The organism is Conchiformibius kuhniae DSM 17694 (assembly GCF_000428785.1).
Taxonomy (GTDB): Bacteria; Pseudomonadota; Gammaproteobacteria; order Burkholderiales; family Neisseriaceae; genus Conchiformibius; species Conchiformibius kuhniae.
Genome location: NZ_AUAP01000010.1, coordinates 81,112 through 104,426, shown reverse-complemented (window position 1 = coordinate 104,426; position 23,315 = coordinate 81,112). Strand labels below are relative to the sequence as shown.

Sequence of the window (23,315 nt, the reverse complement as noted above, 5' to 3'; positions counted from 1 at the left end):
ATTGTTGCATCAAAATTGTTGCATCAAAATTGTTGCATCAAAATTGTTGCATCAAAATTGTTGCATCAAAATTGTTGCATCAAAATTGTTGCATCTGCAACCACACCCCATTCCGACCCGCTGCCTGACGGCGGGTTTTTCCTATCCGAAACCGATAACATGAAACGCCTATCCGCCCTATTGTGCGCCGCGCTGGGTTTTGCCGCCGCCGCCCACGCCGCCCCGCCCGACAGCCGCGATGAGGGCAGCTACACCGTGCTGGACATCCACCACGAACCCACCGCCGTCCAAATGCGCTTTTTCCGCACCGGCGGACAATGGATGATGGACGGACGCAAAGAACACGAAAACTGGCAGCCCGTTTGCCGCGCAGACGGACGCTGCCGCCTGCAGGTTTCCCAACTGCACGACATCACCCGTTGGAAAGCGCGCCTTTCCCCCGACTGGCGGCGACACACCTTCCACTGCATCAACAATCTTGCCTTCGCCTTTTGCCGCACCCGCCACCCCTACCGCAAACACCAACGCGCCTACTGGTTTTTCGCACTGAAAAACCAAGACATTTTCCCGCTTCCGCTCAAACGCGAACTGGTGCTGTCCCCCCAACTCCAACAACGCGCCCCCGTTGCCGGCAAACCTTGAAGAACGTACCGCCACCTCCCGCCGCCGTCCGTTCCGCAAACGTTCCGCCCGCACCCCGCTTCACTCGCAAAGAAACGAAACCATGAACGAACACGCCCCCAGCAAAACCGCCGTCAAAAAACACATGCACCATTTGCAGCAATTGGGCATGGCACTGACGGAACTATCCGACAATACATTGAAAAAAATAGGTTTGTCTGAAGATTTGTATCAGGCGGTGCGCGACTACCGCAGCATTTCCGCCAACGGCGCGCGCAAACGTCAGGCACAATACATCGGCAGGCTGATGCGCGACACCGACCCCGCGCCGATACAGGCGTTTTTGGACACGCTCAAGGGCGAAAATCAGGCGCACAATGCGTTTTTGCAGCGTGTCGAACACGTCCGCAGCCGTTTGCTGGCGGAAGACGGGGCATTGACCGAATTTGTCGCCGAACACCCCGCCGCCGATGCGGCACAACTGCACACGCTGATTCGCAACGCCCGCAAGGAGCAGGCACAAAACAAACCGCCCAAGCATTTTCGCGCCCTGTACCGTGCGTTGAAAGAAACGATGGCGCAGCAGCCCGCGCCCGCCGCCGAATCCGACCACGAAAATCCCGAATAACCATATAATCATAATCATCAGGCAATGCGCCGCATTGTCTGCCCGTGAAAAAGAAGTACCTTGAAATGATGAACTACATGACTCCCCCCAACTCCGACCCCGCTTATGCGGAATTTGTCCGCACGGTGGTGGCCACCCAAACCGTGTACACCCTGCAAGACGGTGAGGACTATTTTGCCGAGTGTCCGTCTGAAGTGTATGAAAACCGTTTTGGCGAACCCGAAGCGGTGTATTGCTTTTGGCACAGCTCGGAAAATGCGGCGGATTGCCGTTGCGAGGAGTGGCAGGATTACCGGATTGTGTCCATCGGTTTGGTGGATTTTATGTACGATATTCTGATTGATATGGACCAAGACCAAGTGTTGGCGGGGATTGCCTTCGACCCGAATCTGTACGGTACGGAAATCGAGCCGATTGAGTTGTTGGGCGATTTGTTGGACGAGCTGACGTTTGCGGGGCGCGATGATTTTCCCGAATACGATGAGTTGCAGGGCTACCGTTTGGAATGGGAGCGGATTATGGCGTGTCAGGAGAAGCTGCATTGACGGCGGTGGCGGGGCAGGGCGGGGCGTTTGTCGCGCCGCCGTTTGTGTCGCCGCGCTGGCTGTGCGGCGGTCATGCGCAAACGCTTTATGCCAAAGCCCTGCAACCGCCCCTGCCCGCCTACCGCCGCGAACTCATCGCCGACAGCTACGGCGAAGATTTGGCTGCTTATGATTTTGTTGATGCCAAGCAAGACGATGCGCCGTTGGTGGTCTTGTTTCACGGTTTGGAGGGCAGCAGCCGCAGCCATTACGCCGCCGCGCTGATGCACGCGGTGGCCGCGCACGGCTGGCACGGCGTGGTGGCGCATTTTCGCAGTTGCGGCGGCGTGCGCGCGCGGCGCACCTATCATAGCGGCGACACCCGCGAAATCGCGCACATGCTGGCGGTGTTGCAGCACCGTTATCCGCGCCTGTATGCGGTGGGGGTGTCGCTGGGCGGCAACGCTTTGGCGAAGTATTTGGGCGAGCAGGGTGAAAATGCCGTGCCGCACGCGGCAGCAGTCGTTTCCGCGCCGCTTGATTTGCCCAACGCCGCCGCCGCTTTGGAACGCGGCTTGTCGCGCTTGCTGTATGCGCCGTATTTTCTGCACACGCTGCGCCGCAAAGTGCCGCAGCCGCCGCAACGCTGCCGCTCGCTGGGCGAATTTGACCGCGCCTACACCGCGCCGATGCACGGTTTTGCCGATGAGCAGGATTATTACGCCCGTTGCGCCGCCAAGCCGTATCTGCCGCACATCGCCCGCCCCACTTTGATTGTGAACGCGCAAAACGACCCCTTCCTACCCGCCGAATTTCTGCCGACCGCCGCCGATGTGTCCGCGCAAGTGCATTTGCTCCAGCCGGAAAACGGCGGGCATTGCGGTTTCGTCTCGGGCGAAGGGCGCGGACATTTGCGCTGGCTGCCGGAAACGGTGCTGCGGTTTTTTGAAGCGGCGCGGGCTTCGGCAGTATAATCCACCTTATTGTTTCCTGTATTTGGGCAATCATGCACTACGACCACATCAGCTTCCATCTTGCCGACCTGCCCGCCGGCACGCCGCCGCAACACGCTGCCCACCACATCGGCTATTATTTCGCATGGGCGGTGTCGCAAGGGCTGCACAGCACCGCCGCCGCTTCCCTGCCCAATTTTTCCCTGTTGCGGCAGGGCAAAATTTCGGGAGCGACCTTTGTGCTGACCCAACTGAACGGCGGCATCGACAAAACCTGCTTCAACGACTTGGGCAGACGCTTCACCGAATACTACTATGCCGATGAAGACGAAGGCTACGGACACTTTATCCACGATTATTTTCATACGCTGGATTTGGACGGAACGGCAGCGTTTTACCAAACCGCCGACAGCCCCGAACACCAGCACAAGCTCAACCGCGTGTTTCAAACCGCTTTCCAACGCTGGCACAACAGCCTGAAACGCTGATGTGTGCTTGGGGCGCGTCATCAAATCGACCGCAAAAAACACGCGCAAGGTAATTTTCCTTGCGCGTTGTTGTTTTTCAAGCCTGTGCCGCTTCCATACCGCACAAAATCAATTCAAACGAAAAATCCTTTTCACTGCGCTTGCTGCGCGTGCTTTCCTGATTTGCCTGCAAAAAACCGATGTTGGTGAAATACTTGTTGGCAGACACCTCCGGCACCACTTCGTGTTCGCGTGCCACGCCGATGCGCAGCAGATGGGTGCTTTGCACCAGCCCGCCGTGCTGGTACACGCCGTTTTTGGCCTCGCATTCGAGCGTGTGGGTGTGCCGGTACAAATGCGCCAACACCAACTCCACTGCCTGTTGCACGGGCAAGGTGGCGGACGACCATTTTTCCAAATAGCGGCGGTGCGCTTCGGCATCTTGGTGCAGCCAATAATGGTAGCTGGGCAACTCGACTGCGGTGGTGCTGCCCGGAATGTTCAGCTTGTGTTTGAACGCGGTCAGCCATTCGTTTTCGCGCAACGATTGTGCCGATTGGCGGTTGGCTGCCTGAAGCTCGGCGATGGCGCGGTTGAGTTTGTCCAAATGGGCTTGGTCGGGCTCGGCAGAAGCGTTTTGCTGAATGCGCTGGCGCTCCAAGTCGTGCAGCAAATCGCGTTTCAAATCGGCACGGGAGGCGCATTCGCTCAATTCAAACAGGGTGCAAACGGCAATGTGGTGCAGCCATTTGTCGTCTGATTCGAGCGTTTCGTGGAAGCGTTGTGCCAATTGACCGAGACGGATGAAATTGCGTACGCGTTCGGAGAGCGGATAATCGAAGTAGAGCTTCATCAAAATTCCTTGTCGGTTTGAAGCCCCGTCATTGATGGTGTGATGATGTCGGTTTGGCGGGGGCAAACCGTTCCCAAGCGGGGCGCGGCGCACGCTGCGGTGGGAAGCAGTATCAAAGTTTCGTGTCGGGGCGGTGCGGCGCGAACCGCTCGGCATAGTGCGCGTGTTGTTGCAAAACGGCGTGTTGGAGCGCGTCCGGCGTGCTGTGGTTGGTGATGACGTCATCGGCAATCGCCAAGCGTTGCGCGTCATCGGCTTGGGCGGCGACAATCGCCAATACTTCCTGCTCGGACAAGCCGTTGCGCCGCATCACCCGTGCCACGCGCACGTCTTGGCGGGCGTGTATCAGCAAAACGCGCCGCACCAGTGTGCCAAAATGCGGGTGCTCTGCCAAAGTGGGCAGCTCGACCAATCCGTAGCCGGCGGTGCAGCCGTGCTGGCGTTGGCGGATTGCGCGGATAATCAGGGGGTGGAGCAGCGCTTCCAAACGGGCTTTGGCGCAACTGTCGCCGAAAATCAGCCGCCGCATGGCATCGCGGCGCAAAATGCCGTTTTCATCAAGCATTTGTGCGCCGAAGGTGCGGGCAATGCCGCGCAGGGCGGGGCTGTTCGGGGTGGTAATCAGTTCGCGATTGACGGCATCGGCGTCGATAACGGGAACGCCGATGCCTTGAAAATAAAGGGCGGCTTGGCTTTTCCCACTGCCAATGCCGCCTGTGAGTGCAATCCATGCCGTCATAAACTAAAAGCCCGATTTTGCCAACCACCAAGCAATTAGCGTGCCGACTTGATTGTGAAACAGAAACACCAGCCACCCCGCCACCGCCAAGCAGGGCCCGAACGCCATCGGCTGACCCTTGCCCACCCGTTTGACCAGCGCGGCGGCAATCCCGACCAGCGATGCGCCCAATACCACCACCGGCAGCACCGCCGCGCCCACCCACGCGCCGACTGCGGCAAGCAGTTTGAAATCGCCGTGTCCCATGCCTTCCTTGCCCGTCAGCAGCTTGAACGTCTGGTACAGCGTCCACAAGCTCATGTAGCCTGCCACCGCGCCCCACACCGCTTGCGAAAGCGGCACGAAACCCGTATGCAGATTGAACAGCAGCCCCAACCACACCAAAGGCAGCGTCAAATCATCGGGCAAAAGCTGGGTATCGGCATCGATAAACGTCAGCGCAAGCACAAACGCCGTCAAAACACAGCCCCAAGCCGTTACCGCGTCCGCGCCGTAACGCCACGCCACCACGCCAAACAGCACGCCCGTGAGCAATTCCACCAAAGGGTAACGCACACTCACGGGCGCACGGCAACTGCCGCAGCGTCCGCGCAGCAGCAGCCAGCTCAATACGGGAATGTTCTGCCATGCCTTGATGCCCGCCCCGCAGCTTCCGCAACGCGAACGCGGTAGCAGCAGATTGAAACGCGGCGGCGGCTCGGCAGCCACGCCCAACAAAGCCCGTCCTGAGGCGGCTTTGTCGGCGGGCAGCCATGCCAGCACCTGTTCCACAGGCTTTGCCAAAATCTCTTTGGCGGCGCGGTCGTATTCCCTGTTCATCATCACCGGCAGCCGGTAGATGACCACATTGAGAAAACTGCCCACCATCAAGCCCAGCAGCCCTGCCGCCGCCACCGCAAACACCGTTTCTTCCATCATCAGCCGAACACGTTACCGATGTTGAACAGGGGCAGGTACATCGCCACCAAAATCACACCGATGATGCTGCCCAGCACCACCATGATAATCGGCTCCATCAGCGAAGACAGCATCGCCACCGCGTTGTCCACCTCGTCTTCGTAAAACTCGGCAACCTTGTTCAGCATGTCGTCCAGCGCGCCCGATTCCTCACCGATGGACGCCATCTGCACCACCATGTTCGGGAAAATCTGCGCCGCTTGCATGGCGGAAGTCAGTGAAATACCCTGATTGACCTTGCTGCGGATTTCAATCGTGGCTTCTTCATACAGAATATTGCCCGATGCGCCCGCCACCGAATCCAAAGCCTCCACCAAAGGCACGCCCGCCGCAAACAGCGTTGCCGTTGTCCGCGCCCACCGCGCAATCGTGGCTTTTTGCACGATGTCGCCGAAAATCGGCATTTTCAGCAGCCACGCATCGACCTTTTTCTGGAAAGCGGGCGAGCGTTGGTGAATCTGCACCAATGCCACCACCGAGCCGACCAAGCCCAAGATAATCAGCCAGCCGTAGGCAACGAAAATATCGGAAATGTTCATCATAAACGCCGTCAGCGCGGGCAGTTCCGCGCCCAAGCCGTCATACACCTTTTTGAACTCGGGCAAGACGAACATCATCATCACAATCACCAGCACGATGGCAACCACAATCACCGAAATCGGGTAGGTCAGCGCGCTTTTGACTTTTTTCTTGATGGCTTGGGTTTTTTCCTTATAGGTTGCCAATTTGTCGAGCAGGGCTTCCAGCACGCCGCCCGCTTCGCCCGCCGCCACCAAGTTGCAGTAAAATTTGTCGAAATACTTGGGGTGTTTGGCAAACGCGCTTGCCAGTGCCGTGCCTTGCTCCACGTCGGCGCGCACGCTCAGCAGCATGCGCGTCATGGTGGCGTTGGAGTGTCCTTTTGCCACGATGTCGAATGCCTGCATCAGGGGCAAACCCGCTTTCATCATGGTGGACAATTGGCGGGTAAACACAGTCAGGTCGGCTTGGGTGATTTTTTTGTCGCGCGTTTTTTTCATCTTGGTGATTTGCAGCACCTTGACTTGGCGGCGCTGCAGTTTCTGACGCGCTTCTTCTTCGTTGCGGGCGACCACTTCGCCGCGCACGATGGATTCGGTTTGCAGGTTGCGGCCTTCAAACTGGTAGCGGTTGCCTTTTTCCTTTTGTTTGGGATTGAAGGCGGCGGCTTTTTTTGCCGAAACGGTTTTGACGGGTTTTCTGGCTGCCATAATGAACGATACCTATTCAATGGGTTGATTTAAAATTATTCGTTGGTGGTGGCGATGACTTCTTCCAGCGAGGTGATGCCCTGCATCACTTTGAGCAGGCCGGAGCGGCGCAAATCCACCAAGCCTTCTTCGTAGGCGATGTTGGCGATGTCCACTTCCGTGCCGTTGTTCATGATGACGGCTTTCATTTTTTCGGTCATCGGCATCACTTCGTACAAGCCGGCACGGCCTTTGTAGCCTTTGCCTTTGCAGATTTCGCAGCCGACGGGGCGGTACATCGTCCAATCGCCCGCTAAGTCTTCATCGGTAAAGCCGGCGCGTTTGAGTGCGGGTTCGGGCGGACGCTCCACCGGTTCTTTGCAGGCGGAACACAAACGCCGTGCCAAACGCTGCGCCATAATCAGATTGACCGAGCTGGCGATGTTGAACGGCGCAACGCCCATGTTCAGCATCCGCGACAGGGTGGCGGGGGCGTTGTTGGTGTGCAGGGTGGAGAACACCATATGGCCCGTTTGCGCGGCTTTGATGGCGATGTCCGCCGTGCCCAAGTCGCGAATCTCACCAATCATGATGATGTCCGGGTCTTGACGCAGGAAGGCTTTGAGCGCGGCTTCAAAGGTCAAGCCCTGCTTGTCGTTCACGTTTACCTGATTGATGCCGGGCAGGTTAATCTCGGCGGGGTCTTCGGCGGTGGAGATGTTTACGTCGTCGGTGTTGAGAATGTTCAGGCAGGTGTAGAGCGAGACGGTTTTGCCCGAGCCTGTGGGGCCCGTTACCAGCACCATGCCGTAGGGGCGGTGAATCGCTTCCATAATCAGGTCTTTTTGGAAGTCTTCAAAGCCCAGTTGGTCGATGTTGAGGGTGGCGGCATCGGAGTTGAGGATACGCATCACCACTTTTTCGCCAAACAGGCAGGGCATGGTGTTCACACGAAAGTCGATGGCTTTGCTGTCTGGGCTGAATTGGAGCTGGATGCGTCCGTCCTGCGGAATGCGTTTTTCGGAAATGTCGAGCTTTGCCATCACTTTAATCCGTGAGGCAAGCTGGCTGCGCAGGTTGAGCGGGGGCTGAACCACTTCGCGCAGTTGTCCGTCCACGCGGAAACGCACCCGTGCCATAAATTCGTAAAATTCAAAGTGAATGTCTGATGCGCCGGCGTTGAGTGCGTCTGACAGGACTTTTTGGATAAAACGGGCGATGGGCCCGTCTTCTTCTTCTTGTCCGTCCACAATCATGGTTTGCGCTTGGGCTTCCTGCAGGGTGCTGTCGGTGCCCATTTCGCGCAGGATGCTGGTGCTGCTTTGTCCGAACCATTCGAGAAAGCTGTTCAGGTGGTCGTCGCGCACCAAAACCAAGTCTATCGACAAGCCGCTAGAGAAGACGAGTTTTTGCAGGGCTTGGATGTTGGTGGGGTCGGAAACCGCCATGAACAGTTTTCTGCCGCGCTTGAACAGTGGCACGCAACGGTGTGCCATCATTTGGTTTTCGTCCAGCAGGTCGGTCATCATTTTGCTGCGCGAAAACGCGTTGATGTTGAATTGCGGGTAGTTGAACATGCGCGACAACAGGGCGCACAAATCCTGAGGGGTGATGATTTTGTCGTCAAAAATCATTTTCAGGAAGGTGCCGCGCTCGGCGGCTTGTTGGTATTTTTCGATTTTTTCTTGCGGGACGAGCTTTTGTTGCAGCAAGACCCGAAATAAACCTATGCTCATAACGGTGTACCTGTCGGTGTGGGGTGTGGTGGTAAAAATTTCCTTGCAATTATACAGGATTATCGGGGGTGTTGGGATTGGTGCGCGTGCGGCGGGGGCGGGCGGCGTTTCAATCGCACAACAAAAATTTTTGTCTAATCGGGCAGGGCGGCGCTGTCCATGCGTTTTAAGATGACGGCGCTTTTGCGTTGCAGGCGGGCATCGTGGGGGCGGTCGGCGTAGCGCAGGGGGGCGGACACGCGGGCGGCAAGTTGGGCGGCTTGGCGGCGGTCGAGCCGTGCGGCGGGTATGCCGTAAAAGTGTTGTGCCGCCGCTTCCGCGCCGTAGATGCCGTAGCCCCATTCGATGCTGTTCAAATACAGGGTGTAGATGCGCCGTTTGTCGGTGGCGGATTCGAGCATGGCGGTGATGGCGGCTTCTTCGGCTTTGCGCCAGTAGCTGCGCTGTTCGTTGAGAAACAGGTTTTTGGCAAGCTGTTGGCTGATGGTGGAGCCGCCGGCACGGATTTCGCCGTTTTGGCGGTTGCGCTCGGCGGCGGCGCGTATGCCTGCCAAGTCAAAGCCTTGATGCTTGGCAAAATGGGCGTCTTCGGAGGCAATCAGGGCTTTTTTCAGGTGGGGCGAGATGTGTTCGTAGTCCACCCAACGGTAGTCCAGTTTGACTTCGGGTTTGCTGTCGGCAAGCTGTGCCATGCGGTTGCGCATGAATGCGGTGTCGGCGGGGGCGAGTACGCGCAGCCCGATGATGCTGCCGTAGGCATACATATTGAAGGTGAGCAGGGCAAACACGGGCAGCAACAGCAAATAGACGATGTATTTCACAAGCCTTCCTTTCGGGGGCGGCGGCGCAGGGCGGTGATGACGGCATCGGCATCGGGGGTGAAGCCGCGCCACAGGCGGTAGGATTCGGCGGCCTGACGCACCAGCATGCCCAAGCCGTCTGCGGTGGCGGTGGCGCCGCTTGCGGCGGCAAAACGCATGAAAGCGGTTTTGTCGCTGGCATACAGCATATCGTAGCCTAAAACGCACTGCCCGAACACGGCGGGGCAAATGTCGGGCACTTCGCCGTTCAGGCCGGCGGAAGTGGCATTGACCACCACATCGAAATAATTGGGCGGCAGCGCGTGAAAGCCGGTGGCGGCGATGCCGAAACGCCGTGCCAGCACCTGTGCCTTGTCGGCGCTGCGGTTGGCAACCACCAATTCCGCCAAACCGGTGTCCAGCAGGGCGCACACCGCACCCCGCGCCGCCCCGCCCGCCCCCAGCAGCAACAGGCGTTTGCCGCGCAAAGACGTTTGCAAATGCGTCTGCAAATCGCATACCAGCCCCGCGCCGTCCGTATTGTCGCCGCGCAAACCGCCGTTTGGCAGGGGAATCAGCGTGTTTACCGCGCCCGAAGCCTGCGCCTGCTCCGAATGTTCGTCTGCCAAATCAAACGCATATTCTTTAAACGGCACGGTAATGTTCGCCCCGCCCGCGCCCGATGCGAAAAAACCGCGTACCGCATCGGCAAACGCATTGCGCTGCCTGTCTGCCAAAATACGGCGGTAACTGATGTTCGCACCTTCCTGTGTGGCAAACAGGCGGTGGATTTGTGGAGAACGGCTGTGGGCAATCGGGTTGCCGAAAACGGCATATTGGGCAATCATCATGCTGAGGTGTGGAGCAAATAACCCATTGTAACCCGAAAACGCGCTTTCGGGCAGCCGTAATCGGAAACCCTTGCCCCACATTTTCTGATATAGTTCGGCATACCGTCCGCGCCCACGCAAAACGCCCGTGCGCCGATGCCTTATATTTGTCTTTACCGCACCTGCCCGACCATGCTCAACTTTATCCGCCCCAACATCCGCGCCGCCCGCGCCTACGCCGTTGCCGACCTGCCCGCAGGCTGGCTGAAACTGGACGCGATGGAAGTGCCTTACGCCTTTCCCCCCGAATTGCAAAGCGAACTCGCCGCACAACTCGCCCGCGCCGACATCAACCGTTATCCCAATCCCGCCGCTTCCGCCCTGCCCGCCGCCTTGCGCCGCGCCTTTCCCGTTCCCGATACCGCCGCGCTCGCGCTCGGCAACGGCTCGGACGAACTTATACAATTCATCACCTTATTGTTTGCCCGCACGGATGCGAAAATGCTGGTGTTGGAACCGAGCTTCGTGATGTACCGCCGCAATGCCGAACTGTTTGGCATGGACTGCATCGGCGTGCCGCTCAAGCCCGATTTCACGCTGGACTTGCCCGCCGTGTTGAACGCGCTTGCCGAACACAATCCCGCCCTGATTTTTCTCGCCTATCCGAACAACCCCACCGGCGTACCGTTTGCCCGCGCCGATGTGGAAGCCGTGATTGCCGCCGCATCGGGCGCGGTGGTGGTGGACGAAGCCTACGGCGCATTCAGCCGCGACAGCTTTTTGCCGCAAGCGGGGCAGCCTGAAAACCTGATTGTTTTGAGAACCTTAAGCAAAATCGGCTTTGCGGGCTTGCGCTTGGGCTACGCCGCCGGTGCGCCCGCCGTCATGAACGAATTGGCAAAAATCCTGCCGCCCTACAATATGAACTGCTTAAGCCTCACCGCCGCCGAGTTTGCGTTGAACAATATGGATTTTATCAACAAAAACATTGAATTACTGAAACAAGAGCGCACGCGTTTAAGCAACGCCCTGCGCGGCATTGCGGGCGCGACCGTGTTCGCCAGCGAAGCCAATTTCATCACCGTGCGCCTGCCCGATGCCGAAGCCGCGTATCAAAAATTGTTGGACAACAAAATCTTGGTGAAAAAACTGCACGGCAGCCATGCCTTATTAAACAATTGCTTGCGCCTGACCATCGGCACGCCCGAACAGAACGATGCCGTATTGTCCGTTTTGTTGCAGGCTGCCTGAAAACCGTTTTTACCGTTTAATCAAGAAAGTAAAACCATGCGAACCGCTACCGTTTCCCGCAACACCAGCGAAACCCAAATCACCGTATCCGTCAATCTGGACGGCACGGGCAAAGCCTGTTTCAACACCGGTATTCCCTTTTTTGAACACATGCTCGACCAAATCGCACGGCACGGCATGATAGACTTGGACATTGTCTGCAAAGGCGATTTGCACATCGACGACCATCACAGCGTGGAAGACATCGGCATCACGCTGGGGCAGGCGCTGCGCCAAGCGTGGGGCGACAAAAGCGGCATCGCCCGCTACGGACACGCCTATGTGCCGCTTGACGAAGCCTTGAGCCGCGTGGTGCTGGATTTGTCGGGGCGGGCGGGACTGCATTACCATGTGGACTACACCCGCGCCCGCATCGGCACGTTTGACGTGGATTTGATTGAAGAATTTTTTCACGGGCTGGTCAATCACGCCATGATGACCCTGCACATCGACAATCTGCGCGGCAAAAACGCCCACCATCAGGCGGAAACCGTGTTTAAGGCATTCGGACGCGCCCTGCGCATGGCGGTGGCGCACGATGAACGCATGGCGGGACGCATGCCGTCCACCAAAGGCACGCTGACCGCATGAACACCCTACTGCAAGCCCAAGCCGCCAGCGAAGCGGAATACCTTGAATTTTGTGCGGAAAATCCCGATGAAATGTTTGAATTCATCAACGGGGAAATCGTGGCGATGGCGGGCGCATCACACAACCATTTGCTTATCGCCCACAACCTGACCCGCGAATTGGGCAACCGTTTGCGCAAAAGCGGCTGCATGCCGTTTGCCAGCGACTGCAAAGTCAAAATCGGCAGCCACTATTTTCTGCCCGACGTGGTGGTAAACTGCCGCCGCGACAACGAAGCGGAGTTTAGCCAAGTCATTGTAATTATGGAGATTTTGTCCAGTTCCACCCGCTTTACCGATTTGGTAACCAAATTGGCGGCATACCGCCAACTGCCCACGCTGCAACATTATCTGGTTTTGGAACAACGATTTGTACAAGCCTTTTTGTATTCCCGCGCCGATGATTGGCGGGAACACACTTTCCGTAGCGGTACCGTTGCCTTGCCCGCGCTGGGCGTGGAGTTGGTATTGGACGATGTGTATGAGGCGGCGGTGTTTGAACGGAAAATGTGGATTGTGAAATGATTGGCGGGTTTCAGGCAGCCTGAAAATGTAGTTTCTTTCATGACGAAAAACACCGCAACGCCACAAACTACATTTTTATTTCGCCGCCGCCCGCGCTGACACGGTAAAAATCTTTGCCTTTTGTCAAAATATTTTCTTATTTTGTAAAAAATTGTGTATTCCGCCCGTTTCGGCTACTGGCAAAAGCCCCGATTACTTGCTAAACTGCGTTCCGCTTTGCAACTAAACAACCAAATGCTTGAATTGGCAAGTTGATTTGTAATTTAGTTACAAATTATCAGAAAAATATTCTCTACCAAACCTTCACAGGAGTCAGAAAATGAGCGACTTGAACGCCCTGTTTCAAACCATCAAACAACGCGACCCGAACCAAACCGTATTCCATCAGGCGGTGGAAGAAGTGTTCGGCAGCCTTGCCCCGTTCTTGGCGAAAAACCCCAAATACACCCAATTCGGCCTGCTGGAGCGCATCGTTGAACCCGAGCGCGTGATTATGTTCCGCGTGTCGTGGGTGGACGATGCGGGCAAGGTGCAGGTCAATCGCGGCTACCGCGTGCAAATGAATTCCGCCATCGGCCCCTACAAAGGCGGCTTGCGCTTCCACCCCACCGTGGATTTGGGCGTGCTGAAATTCTTGGCGTTCGAGCAAGTGTTCAAAAACGCGCTGACCACGCTGCCGATGGGCGGCGGCAAGGGCGGTTCCGACTTTGACCCGAAAGGCAAATCCGATGGCGAAGTGATGCGTTTCTGCCAAGCCTTTATGACCGAATTGTCGCGCCACATCGGTGCGGATTTGGACGTGCCGGCGGGCGACATCGGCGTGGGCGGACGCGAAATCGGCTTTTTGTACGGTCAATACAAGCGCGTGCGCAACGAGTTCGCATCGGTGCTGACCGGCAAGGCGTTGAGCTACGGCGGCAGCCTGATTCGTCCCGAAGCCACCGGTTACGGCACGGTGTATTTTGCCGAAAACATGCTGAAAACCAAAGGCGACGGCTTCGCGGGCAAGCGCGTTACCATTTCCGGTGCGGGCAATGTGGCGCAATATGCTGCCGAAAAAGCGATTCAGTTGGGTGCGAAAGTGCTGACCGTGTCCGATTCCGGCGGTTTCGTGCTGTTCGGCGACAACGGCATGACCGAAGCGCAGTTGGCGGCATTGATGGAATTGAAAGAAGTGCGCCGCGAGCGTCTGTCCGTTTACGCCAAAGAGCAAGGCCTGCAATTCTTTGAAGGCAAACGTCCTTGGGGCGTGGCGTGCGACATCGCGCTGCCCTGCGCCACCCAAAACGAGTTGGACGAGAACGATGCGCAAACCCTGCTGCAAAACGGCTGCATCTGCGTGGCGGAAGGCGCGAACATGCCCTCCACTTTGGGCGCGGTGGAAGCCTTTGTCAAAGCGAAGATTTTGTACGCGCCGGGCAAGGCGTCCAACGCGGGCGGCGTGGCGACTTCCGGTTTGGAGATGAGCCAAAACGCCATTCGTCTGTCGTGGACGCGCGAGGAAGTAGACCAACGTTTGTTCGGCATTATGGAAAACATTCACGAAAACTGCGTTGCCAACGGTTCGGCAGACGGTTTTGTGAACTATGTGAACGGCGCAAACATCGCGGGCTTCAAGAAAGTCGCCGATGCGATGCTGGCACAAGGCGTTGTGTAATGCTTTGATTAAAAACTAAAGAAACACCCCGTTTGAATAAAACGGGGTGTTTTTAGTTTTTCAGGCTGCCTGAAACTTCCCCGTGCCATTGGGGCGTGTCATCATTTAAATTTTTCTACTGAAAATCAGTGAAATATAGTTGAAATGATTTATTTTTCATACAAGGCGGCGAGCCGCAGACAGTATGGATAATACGGCAAGGCGAGCCAACGCCGTATGAAAAAATAAGCATTTTAACTATATAAAAGATTCCGTCATTCCCGCGAATGCGGGAATCCAAATCGAAGCACGACAAACCTTGATAAAACATGGCTTGCCAAACATCGGGCAGTGGATTCCCGCCTGCGCGGGAATGACGGTCTGTGTGTTTTCAGTCAGATGATGACACGCCTTCGCGTTTAGCCGAGCAAGGTAAAGTGGCTTTGGTCGAGCGTACCCAAGCCCGCTTGCAGGTGGGCAAAGGTAACCGCGCTGCCGCTACCGTGTCCGTCCGCATCATAGGAGAGCTTGCCGGTGTGGTTGTCGTAGCGCACGTAATCGCCGAAATTGCTCATATTGTCGTGCAGGGCGGTGAACACCGCTTTGGACAGACCGATTTTGTCGCTGCCTTTTTCAAAGTCGGTGATGGTGTCGATGCTGCCGTCCAACAGGCTGCCGAAAGCGAAGGTGTCTTTGCCTTTGCCGCCGGTGAGCGTGTCGCTGCCGCCGCCGCCCAACAGATAGTTGTCGCGGTCGTTGCCGACAATGCGGTTGTTTTCGCTGTTGCCGATGCCGTCTTTCGCACTGCCAATCAGGTGCAGGTTTTCCACAAACTGACCGAGCGTGTAGCTTTTCAGGCTGCTGTAAACGGTGTCGGTGCCTTCGTTGCGGTTTTCCACCACGCGGTCGCCGGTATTGTCTACGATGTAGCTGTCGTTGCCGGTACCGCCTTTGAGCGTATCCGCACCCGCGCCGCCGTCCAGCCAGTCGTTGCCCTTGCCACCGTCAATCACATCATCGCCCTTGCCGCCGTAGATGGCGTTGTCGGCATCGTTGCCGGTGAGCGAATCGTTGTAATCGGAACCAATCAGGTTTTCAATCTGCGTACCGAAACCGATAAACGCCTGACCTTTCACAAAAGTATTTGCCGCAACGGTGCGCATCGCCAGCCAGTTGCCGTCAGACAGATTGCGCCCGCCGCCGCTCTCCGCCAACACATCGGCACGGGTCAGCAAAGTGTGTTCGCTCAAGGCGAAATTGGTGGTTTTCGCGCCGGAATGAATCCACGAACCGGGGGTCAGATTCACGGTTACGCCCTGCGTTTCCGCCGATGCGTCAAAGGTGTCCACGCCGCCGCCGTCCCAAATATACACGTCGCCGTCAAAGGAATGGCGGTTGAAGGCTTTGAACGTGTAGGTGTCGTTGCCCGCGCGTTTGTCGGGGTTCACACCGTAGCGGTAGTGCAGATACGCCATGTCGTAAATCCGCAAACCGTCGTGTTTGACGAAGTCGGCGCGGTTGTACGACATCACCGTCAGGCTTTCGTGGTCTTCGGTTTTGCTCATCACGGGTTCGTCGCCGCGTTGGGCATCGCGGTGCGGGTGTTTCAGACCCAGCGAATGCAGGGTTTCGTGAATGGCGGTAACGTAGTCGAATTTGTTGCCGGTGAAGATGTTGCGCGCCAACTGGACGTGTCCGCCAAAATACGCCTGACCCAATACGTTTGGCGCAAGGTCGTGAATGTAATAGGTAATGTCGGCATATTCGCCGTCTTTGGCGCGGACGAATTTAACCGCCGAGTTTTCTTCGATGTGGCGCAACACGTCTTCCATTTTGCGCTGGTTGGCTTCCGACATGCCTTCGGGGTTGTGTCGGTGCAGGGTTTCCAGATATTTGATTTCGCTGCGGATAACCGAGATTTTGTGGCGGTCGGCGTAGCCCAGTTTGGCAGCTTGCTGTTTCAATTGGGCAATGTGTTCCGACAAGTTGTCCAAGTCGTGCTGGGTGAAGAAGCGGTAGGTGAGGGTGGCGGCTTTGCCGGTGGGTTTTTGCGGCAGAAAGCCCAAATAGCGCTGGTTGTCCCATTCGCTGTCCAAATTGGCAATGAAGTAGGGCAGTTTGCTGACGGGCAGTTTGCCGTTGCCGCTCACAAAATCACCGCCGATTTGGGGGCGCATCACGGTGTAGTGGTGGTGGTCTTGTGCGCTTGCGCTGCCGGAAACCACTTTCGCGCTGACGGTGTGGTCGCTGTCGGCGAGCAAGTCGGCTTTGTTTACGCTGACTTTAAAGGTTTTGCCGTGTTCCACGCGGGTGCGGTACTGCTTGCCGTTCACGTCCACCAATACGGTGTCGCCCGTTTTGGCCGCGCCGCTCACCACGCCGGAAATTTGCGATTGTTCCGCATTCAGGCCGTTTGCGCGGACGGTGTTGCCCGACACGCCTTCGCCTTCCAGTGATACTTTCAGGCGGGAAATGGCGGCGGCGGCGTCTTGGTCGTCCATCGGCGCGAAGGTTTTGCTGTTGCCGCTCCACCAGCCGCCTTGCGACACTTTAAACACTTTGCCGCCGTGATTGATGTGGAAACGGAACTGCTTGCCGTCCGCAGCGCGCAGCTCGGATTCGGCGATTTGCACTTTGAAACGGAAGGTTTCGTTGTCCACGCCCGCTTCATAGCGTTTGCCGTTGATTTCTACGGTAACGCTTTGCAGCACATCGCGGTTGTAACGGGTGTTCAAATGCGGCATGGAAGCGGTGTCGATGCGGCCGTTGAGCGTAACCATGCGGCTCATGTCGTCTGCGCCCAAAAAGTTGTCGTCCACATCGGTGATGCGGATGCCGATGCGCTGATTGTCGGCGGGTGCGGACGGTTTGGGCGGCTGCGGCGGCTCAACCGGCGGTTGCACGGGCGGCTTGGGCTGTACGGGCGGCTGCGGCGGTTGGGGCGGCTGCACCGGCGGTTTGGGCGGTGTCGGCGCGGTGTCGTTGCCGTTGTCGGGCGGTGTCGGTGCGGGCTGGTGTCCGCCGTCCGTGCCGGCGGGTGCGCTTGCGGGCAATGCGCCCGCAGCCGAGTAGGTGGCGAAAGTGGCGTTCAATTCGCCCAATTTGCTTTCCGGTACGGCGTGATGACGGAAATAATTTTGCATCACCAAATCCGGCATGCCCGTCATTTTGCCGTTCAGATACACCAGCAGATTGCTGCCCGAAGCAAACGTGGCGACATTGTCCAACACTTTGCCGGTTTTGTTGTCGATGATTTGGTACACGCTTTGCGCCGCCACCGGCACCCAAATCATGTCGCCCTTGCCGGAGAGCTTCGCCGTGCCGATTTTATCGGGTTGGTAGATTTTCAAGGTGTAGCCTTGCTCGCCCGATGGGGCGGTATTGCCCGACCCCGTTCCGCCGCTTCCCGCACCCGTGTCCGTATCGGGCAGCGTGCCGTTGGCGGAAGACGTGGCAAAAGTCGCGTTCAAGCCGCCCAATTTGTCGCTGCTGACGGGATATTTTTCAAAATATTGGTACAACACGAAATCGGGCATGCCCGAAGCCTTGTCTTTCAGATAAACCTGCAGATTGCTGCCCACCTTCAGCGTGGAAATATTTTGCGCCAACTGCCCCGTGCTTTTGTCGATAACACGGTAAATGGTTTGGTCGTGCGCCTGAATCCAGTCCATGCCGCCCGACACGTCAAGATGCCGGGTTTTGCCGTTGCGGACGATTTCCAAAGCATAACCCTGCTTATTTTCAACGGCATGGTGGGTTTCGGGGCGGGATACGCCGTCTTGGTCAAAGTTGTCGAGACGGCGTTGGCAGCAGCCCGCGCAGGCACAGCCCGACTGGTGCGCGCCCTGTTCGCCGTCCTGCGGCAGTACGGCGGTGCTGGAAGTGGCGAAAGTGGCGGCATTTTTGCCCGCATTGTTGTCCGCACCCGGAATTTCATCGGGGGCAACGGGGTGATGGTCAAAATACTTGCCCACCACCAATTTGGGCAAACCTTGTGCCTTGCTGCCCAAATAAATCTGCAAATCCTTGCCGGAACGGTGCGCCACCGCTTGCTCGACCGGCCGGCCGGTTTGCTTGTCGATGATTTGGTAAACGGTTTGGTCTTGTGCTTCCACCCGTGTGATGCGACCCGCAGCGTCCGACAAATCAAGATATTGGGTGCTGCCGTGGCGGGTGATGCGAAGGCTGTAACGCGCCATAATCATACTCCTTGCTGTAATTGGCTCATCGCTGTGTGTTTGCCCGAAACGCGGGATGACATGTGCGCCGCGCCGCTCGGGAAAGGTTGGGGCGTGTCGTCATTGAAATTTTTCTACTGAAAATCAGTGTGGTATAAAAATACAAGGTCATTCCCGCGCAGGCGGGAATCCACTGCCCAATGCTTGGTAAGCCATGTTTTATCAAGGTTTGTTGTGCTTTGACTTGGATTCCCGCCTGCGCGGGAATGACGATGCCGTGTTTTTTCAGTCAATTGATGACACGCCTTAAGCTGCAAACGGCTATTTTACCGTTATAAACGGCGGGATTTCAAACGAAAAAGGCATTTTGCACACCGTGTTTTGTGCCAAGCTTGGTTTTTGCCGCCGGCTTGGCGCATTCAGGCAGCCGCGTCCAGCAGCGTTTGCCCCAAATAGCTGCCTTTTTCAAAACCGGGCAACACGAAAAAATAGCCGCCGCCAAACGGCGAAATATACTCTTCCAAAGGCTCGCGGTTGAGCAAACCCTGCACAAACACAAAACCGTCCGCCAAATTCGCCTGATAACACACAAACAGCAAACCCACGTCAAGCTGTCCCGACTTCGCCAGCCCGCGCGAATAATTGAACGGGCGGCGGAACAGACGGTGTTTTTTCAAAAATCCGCCATCACGCGGATTGGCAAGGCGCATGTGGCTGTCTTTGGGAATGGTTTTGCCCTCGGGGTCGCGGGCGTAATCGGGGCTGTCGTGTTCGTGTTTCATGCCCAAGGGCGCACCGGAATATTTTTCGCGCCCGAAAATCGCTTCCTGCTCGGCAAGCGGCGTTCTGTCCCAAAATTCCACAAAATGACGGATTAAGCGCACCGCCTGATAGCTGCCGCCGCGCGTCCACGCCGGTTCGTCCCGCGCGTTTTCAGCAATGCCCGTCCACAGCACCTGATTGGCGGTTTGCGTTTGCGACACGTCGGGGTTTGCGCTGCCGTCCCGAAAGCCGAACAGGTTCCGCGCCGCGCTGCCCGCTTGGGTTTTTGGCAAAAAGCCTTCCATGCTCCATTTAATCACCGCAAACGCACTCCAATGTTTGATGATGTCGCGCAGGGCGTTCAGACAGGTTTCGGGGCTGAAAGCGCAGATTTGCAAGGACAAATCGCCATCGCACCATTCCGCCTGAAGTTTGTCGTTGGGAAAATCGGGCATTTCTACCAAATGCTTGGGGCGCAGCGCGGACAAGCCGAAACGTCCGTCAAACAGGCTCGCGCCCACGCCGAGCGTAACGGTCAGGCCGTCCGGCGGCACGGTTTTGCCGAGAATGCCGCTTCCGGCGGGCGGAAATTTGCGGTCGCCGTCCGCCAGTTCGCCGCCGCGCGTGAGAAATTCAATGCGGCGGCTCAAAATTTGCAAGGTTTCGCGCAAACCGGCGCGGTCGCGTGCGCTGACATCAAAGGCGCAGACGATGCCGAAAGGCTGGTGCGGGGTAACGATGCCCGCCTGATGCGCTCCGTGGCAGGGATAGGCTTGACGCGAATGCGTTTTTTCCGCGCAAGGCGGCGGCGCGGCGGCGGGTTTACCCTGACTGCAGGCAGCCAGCGTGCCGCCTGCCGCCAACAGCGCGGCGGTTTTGAACAGGGTGCGTTTGGCGGGGTCGTGCGGGGTATCCATCATATTGTTCTTTCAAGAAAAACAGGCTGCCTGAATTTCAGGCAGCCTGTGTTTGGAATAAGCGCGTGTCATCATTTGACTGAAAAATCCCAATCCCGTCATTCCCGCGCAGGCGGGAATCCGGTGCTGCTTTTTGGCAAGCGTTGTTTTCCCGACATTTGTCGGGTTTCCACTTGGATTCCCGCCTGCGCGGGAATGACGGAATGGTTTTATATCACACTGATTTTCAGAAAAATGGAAATGACGGCACGTCCAAAGTTTCAGCCGCCCAAACCGAGCAAGCCGCGCAATTTCGCCAAATCTTCCGCTAACGCATTTAACGGCGTTTTCAAAGCGTTGCGGTCGGCATCGCTCAATTTGTCGTAGGTGGCGAAGCTGCCGTCTTGGGCGCGGTATTTCGCCAAAATGCTGTCCAATTCGGCAAAACGCTGCTGCAAACGCGGCGGCATTTCGGCATCGGCGGCGGCAATCTGCGCTCCGAACAGCTCCACGATTTTTTTGGAACCGTCCACATTCGCCTGAAAATCGCTCAAATCGGTATGGCTGTAACGGTTTTCCTCGCCGGTGATTTTGTCGGCGGCCACCTCCTCAATCAGCTCCGCCGCCCCGCCGACCACTTTTTCGGCAGGGAAGTCCAGATTGGCGATTTCCGCTTGCAAGGATTTGACATCGTTCAATAATTTATCCGCCGTTGCCGCCACCGACTTGGTGTCTTTTTCCACCCACAGCGCGTATTCAATGCGGTGGAAGCCGCCGAAAGCGGGGTCTTTGGTTTTCAGTTTGAAATCGTCTTCGCGCACGTCAATCGCTTCGTCCAATTCTTCAAACAGCGAAGCCACCGGCTCAATGCGCTCGTAATGGGCGCGGGCGGGTGCATACAGGGCTTTCGCCTTGTCCAAATCACCCGCTTTCACCGCCGTAACAAAGGCTTCGGTATCGCGCACCAGCACATCGGTTTGTTCCTGAACGTATTTTTTGTATTCCGCCAAAGCCTGTTCCAAAGCGGCGGGCGCGGCGGCAGACGATGCGGCGGCAACGGCTTCGGACGGCGCGGCTTGGGAAACGGCGGTTTCGGCGGCGGGGGCTTGTGCGGACGGCTGTTGCTGGCACGCGCCCAATGCCAACAGCAGGGGCAGCAGGGAAAGTGTGCGTTTCATGAAAAATTCCTTTGAAAAGAATGGGAAATGACGAAAATTAACCTGATTTAACTGAAATTATACGCCCGTTGCCGACAAATGCAAATCGTTTTCATTTCCTGAATCAGAAAAAACCCTGTCGGGAAACAGGGTTTTCGGGTTTCAGGCAGCCTGAAACAAACAATCAGTTTTCCGCCAACACCGCTTCAATCAATTCCACCGCGCCATCGTCCGCCAATTTTTTCGCCACCGCCCTGCCGAGCGCGTCCGCATAGGGCGCGGGTGCTTGCGCCGAAGCGGTGAGCGTGTGCGAACCATCGGGGTGCGCCACCAAGCCGTGCAGGGTCAGCACACCCTGTTCGTCCCCCGTGCAGTAGGCGGCGAGCGGCACTTGGCAGCTTCCGCCCAAAGCGCGGGCAAGGGCGCGTTCCGCCGTGATGCAAGCGGCGGTTTGCGCGTGGTTGAGCGGCAGCAAAACCTCAATCAAATCCGTGCGGTGTGCGGCGATTTCAATCCCCAATGCGCCTTGTCCTGCCGCCGGCAGGCTGTCGGCGGGCGACAACACGGCACGAATGCGCCCGTGCAATTCCAGCCGTTCCAGCCCCGCCGCCGCCAAAATAACCGCCGCGTATTCGCCCGCGTCCAGCTTCGCCAAACGCGTTTGTACATTGCCGCGCAGAGGGCGCACCGTCAAATGCGGAAAACGGGCGCGGATTTGCGCTTCGCGGCGCAGGCTGGACGTGCCGACCACCGCGCCTGCGGGCAGCGCGGACAAATCGGAATAATCATTGGAAACAAAGGCATCAAAAGGATTGGCACGCTCGCCAATCGCCGCCAACGCAAAGCCTTCCGGCAGCACCATCGGCACGTCTTTGATGGAATGAACGGCAAGGTCGGCGCGACTGTCTTGCAAAGCCTGTTCCAATTCCTTGATAAACAAACCTTTTCCGCCGATTTTGGACAGGGTTTTGTCCAAAATGCGGTCGCCCTGCGTACTCATGCCGAGAATGGAAACGGCGCAATCGGGATACAGCGTTTGCAGTTGCGCCTGAACGTGCCGCGCCTGCCACATCGCAAGCGGGCTTTCGCGGCTGGCGATGACCAGCGATTTTGGGGATTTCATCATTTTGAATTTTCTTGAAAAACGTTTTCAGGCAGCCTGAAACTCAATGCGACATAATCTGGCTTAAAAACTGCTTGGCGCGGTCGCTTTGCGGGTTTTTGAAAAACGCTTCCGGTTCCGCATCTTCCACAATCTGCCCGTGGTCAACAAAAATCACGCGGTCGGCGACTTCGCGGGCAAAGCCCATTTCGTGGGTTACGCACATCATCGTCATGCCGCTTTGTGCCAAATCTTTCATGACTTTCAACACTTCGCCGACCATTTCCGGGTCAAGCGCGGAAGTCGGTTCGTCAAACAGCATCACACGCGGTTCCATCGCCAAGCCCCGCGCAATCGCCACGCGCTGTTGCTGCCCGCCGGAAAGCTGGGTCGGCAACGCGTCTTTTTTGTGTTCCAAACCGACTTTTTTCAGCAGTTCCACCGCTTTGGCTTCGGCAGCTTCGCGGCTGATGCCTTTTACCTTAATCGGCGATAAGGTGATGTTTTGCAACACGGTTAAATGCGGATACAAATTAAAATGCTGGAACACGAAGCCCACTTCGGTGCGGATTTTGTTCAAATCGGTTTTCGGGTCGGCAACGTTCACGCCGTCCACCCAAATTTCGCCTGAAGCGATGGTTTCCAATTGGTTTACCGTGCGGATAAGCGTGGATTTGCCGCTTCCCGAAGGCCCGCACACCACCACCACTTCGCCTTGGCGGATGTCGAGGCTGACATCGTTGATTACATGCAAATCTTTGAAATATTTGTGAACGTTTTTAAAGCTCACCATGATTTTGTTTTTGTCGGTTACGGTCATTGCG

19 protein-coding genes and 2 pseudogenes are annotated in these 23,315 nt (G+C 57.0%); 9 read left to right on the top strand and 12 right to left on the bottom strand.

Annotated features, from left to right (window positions below; translation table 11 throughout):
• Nucleotides 1-159: 159 nt before the first annotated feature.
• From G392_RS12200 to G392_RS0105170, 5 genes are all read left to right on the top strand, one after another.
• On the top strand, nt 160-642 hold the full coding sequence (locus G392_RS12200) for a hypothetical protein (protein WP_156900808.1): 483 nt from the start codon (nt 160-162) through the stop codon (nt 640-642).
• 82 nt (nt 643-724) lie between these two features.
• Complete coding sequence (yjgA, locus tag G392_RS0105185) at nt 725-1,249, top strand: ribosome biogenesis factor YjgA (RefSeq protein WP_027009378.1); 525 nt, start codon at nt 725-727, stop codon at nt 1,247-1,249.
• 77 nt (nt 1,250-1,326) lie between these two features.
• The gene (locus G392_RS0105180) at nt 1,327-1,794 is read left to right on the top strand and encodes a DUF2750 domain-containing protein (protein ID WP_027009377.1); all 468 of its coding nucleotides are present in this window, start codon (nt 1,327-1,329) and stop codon (nt 1,792-1,794) included.
• A 5-nt stretch (nt 1,795-1,799) separates the two neighbouring features.
• The gene (locus tag G392_RS0105175; RefSeq protein ID WP_245571932.1) at nt 1,800-2,747 is read left to right on the top strand and encodes a YheT family hydrolase; all 948 of its coding nucleotides are present in this window, start codon (nt 1,800-1,802) and stop codon (nt 2,745-2,747) included.
• A 32-nt stretch (nt 2,748-2,779) separates the two neighbouring features.
• Nucleotides 2,780-3,214 carry a DUF7832 domain-containing protein gene (locus tag G392_RS0105170; protein ID WP_027009375.1) on the top strand — a complete coding sequence of 145 codons (435 nt, stop codon included), beginning with the start codon at nt 2,780-2,782 and terminating at the stop codon, nt 3,212-3,214.
• A 76-nt stretch (nt 3,215-3,290) separates the two neighbouring features.
• Here G392_RS0105170 and zapD read toward each other — a convergent pair whose 3' ends face one another.
• The 7 genes from zapD to aroE form a co-directional block, all read right to left on the bottom strand.
• Entirely contained in the window at nt 3,291-4,046 is a 756-nt protein-coding gene (zapD, locus tag G392_RS0105165; RefSeq protein ID WP_027009374.1) for a cell division protein ZapD, read from the bottom strand.
• 112 nt (nt 4,047-4,158) lie between these two features.
• Nucleotides 4,159-4,785 carry a dephospho-CoA kinase gene (gene coaE, locus G392_RS0105160; RefSeq protein ID WP_027009373.1) on the bottom strand — a complete coding sequence of 209 codons (627 nt, stop codon included), beginning with the start codon at nt 4,783-4,785 and terminating at the stop codon, nt 4,159-4,161.
• A gap of 3 nt (nt 4,786-4,788) precedes the next feature.
• On the bottom strand, nt 4,789-5,703 hold the full coding sequence (locus G392_RS0105155) for a prepilin peptidase (RefSeq protein ID WP_027009372.1): 915 nt from the start codon (nt 5,701-5,703) through the stop codon (nt 4,789-4,791).
• On the bottom strand, nt 5,703-6,971 hold the full coding sequence (locus tag G392_RS0105150) for a type II secretion system F family protein (RefSeq protein ID WP_027009371.1): 1,269 nt from the start codon (nt 6,969-6,971) through the stop codon (nt 5,703-5,705). Before G392_RS0105150 ends, G392_RS0105155 begins: the two co-directional genes overlap by 1 nt.
• A 35-nt stretch (nt 6,972-7,006) precedes the next feature.
• Entirely contained in the window at nt 7,007-8,686 is a 1,680-nt protein-coding gene (gene pilB, locus G392_RS0105145) for a type IV-A pilus assembly ATPase PilB (protein WP_027009370.1), read from the bottom strand.
• A gap of 134 nt (nt 8,687-8,820) precedes the next feature.
• A complete protein-coding gene (mtgA, locus tag G392_RS0105140) occupies nt 8,821-9,507 on the bottom strand; it encodes a monofunctional biosynthetic peptidoglycan transglycosylase (RefSeq protein ID WP_027009369.1) in 687 nt (228 codons plus the stop codon).
• On the bottom strand, nt 9,504-10,334 hold the full coding sequence (gene aroE, locus G392_RS0105135; RefSeq protein ID WP_027009368.1) for a shikimate dehydrogenase: 831 nt from the start codon (nt 10,332-10,334) through the stop codon (nt 9,504-9,506). The genes mtgA and aroE overlap by 4 nt, the downstream gene beginning before the upstream one ends.
• Nucleotides 10,335-10,472: 138 nt before the next feature.
• On the opposite strand from aroE, the gene hisC reads away from it, so the two are divergent.
• From hisC to gdhA, 4 genes and pseudogenes are all read left to right on the top strand, one after another.
• Nucleotides 10,473-11,567, top strand: a complete 1,095-nt coding sequence (gene hisC, locus G392_RS0105130; protein WP_156900807.1) for a histidinol-phosphate transaminase — start codon at nt 10,473-10,475, stop codon at nt 11,565-11,567.
• A gap of 39 nt (nt 11,568-11,606) precedes the next feature.
• Nucleotides 11,607-12,197, top strand: a pseudogene (hisB, locus tag G392_RS0105125) (imidazoleglycerol-phosphate dehydratase HisB); the annotation flags it as partial.
• Nucleotides 12,194-12,760 carry a Uma2 family endonuclease gene (locus tag G392_RS0105120; RefSeq protein ID WP_027009365.1) on the top strand — a complete coding sequence of 189 codons (567 nt, stop codon included), beginning with the start codon at nt 12,194-12,196 and terminating at the stop codon, nt 12,758-12,760. The pseudogene hisB and the gene G392_RS0105120, both read left to right, overlap by 4 nt.
• Before the next feature lie 319 nt (nt 12,761-13,079).
• Nucleotides 13,080-14,417, top strand: a complete 1,338-nt coding sequence (gene gdhA, locus G392_RS0105115; protein ID WP_027009364.1) for an NADP-specific glutamate dehydrogenase — start codon at nt 13,080-13,082, stop codon at nt 14,415-14,417.
• Between the two features lie 398 nt (nt 14,418-14,815).
• Here the strand turns inward: gdhA and G392_RS13000 are convergent, their stop codons facing one another.
• From G392_RS13000 to G392_RS0105080, 5 genes and pseudogenes are all read right to left on the bottom strand, one after another.
• Nucleotides 14,816-18,595 carry an Ig-like domain-containing protein gene (locus G392_RS13000; protein WP_156900806.1) on the bottom strand — a complete coding sequence of 1,260 codons (3,780 nt, stop codon included), beginning with the start codon at nt 18,593-18,595 and terminating at the stop codon, nt 14,816-14,818.
• Between the two features lie 398 nt (nt 18,596-18,993).
• Nucleotides 18,994-20,253, bottom strand: a complete 1,260-nt coding sequence (gene efeB, locus G392_RS0105095; RefSeq protein ID WP_027009363.1) for an iron uptake transporter deferrochelatase/peroxidase subunit — start codon at nt 20,251-20,253, stop codon at nt 18,994-18,996.
• 260 nt (nt 20,254-20,513) lie between these two features.
• A pseudogene (gene efeO, locus G392_RS0105090) lies at nt 20,514-21,254 on the bottom strand (iron uptake system protein EfeO); the annotation flags it as partial.
• A gap of 319 nt (nt 21,255-21,573) precedes the next feature.
• Nucleotides 21,574-22,512, bottom strand: coding sequence for a hydroxymethylbilane synthase (hemC, locus tag G392_RS0105085; RefSeq protein ID WP_027009361.1), 939 nt, complete (start codon nt 22,510-22,512; stop codon nt 21,574-21,576).
• Nucleotides 22,513-22,555: 43 nt separating this feature from the next.
• The gene (locus G392_RS0105080) at nt 22,556-23,284 is read right to left on the bottom strand and encodes an amino acid ABC transporter ATP-binding protein (RefSeq protein ID WP_027009360.1); all 729 of its coding nucleotides are present in this window, start codon (nt 23,282-23,284) and stop codon (nt 22,556-22,558) included.
• Nucleotides 23,285-23,315 lie beyond the last annotated feature (31 nt).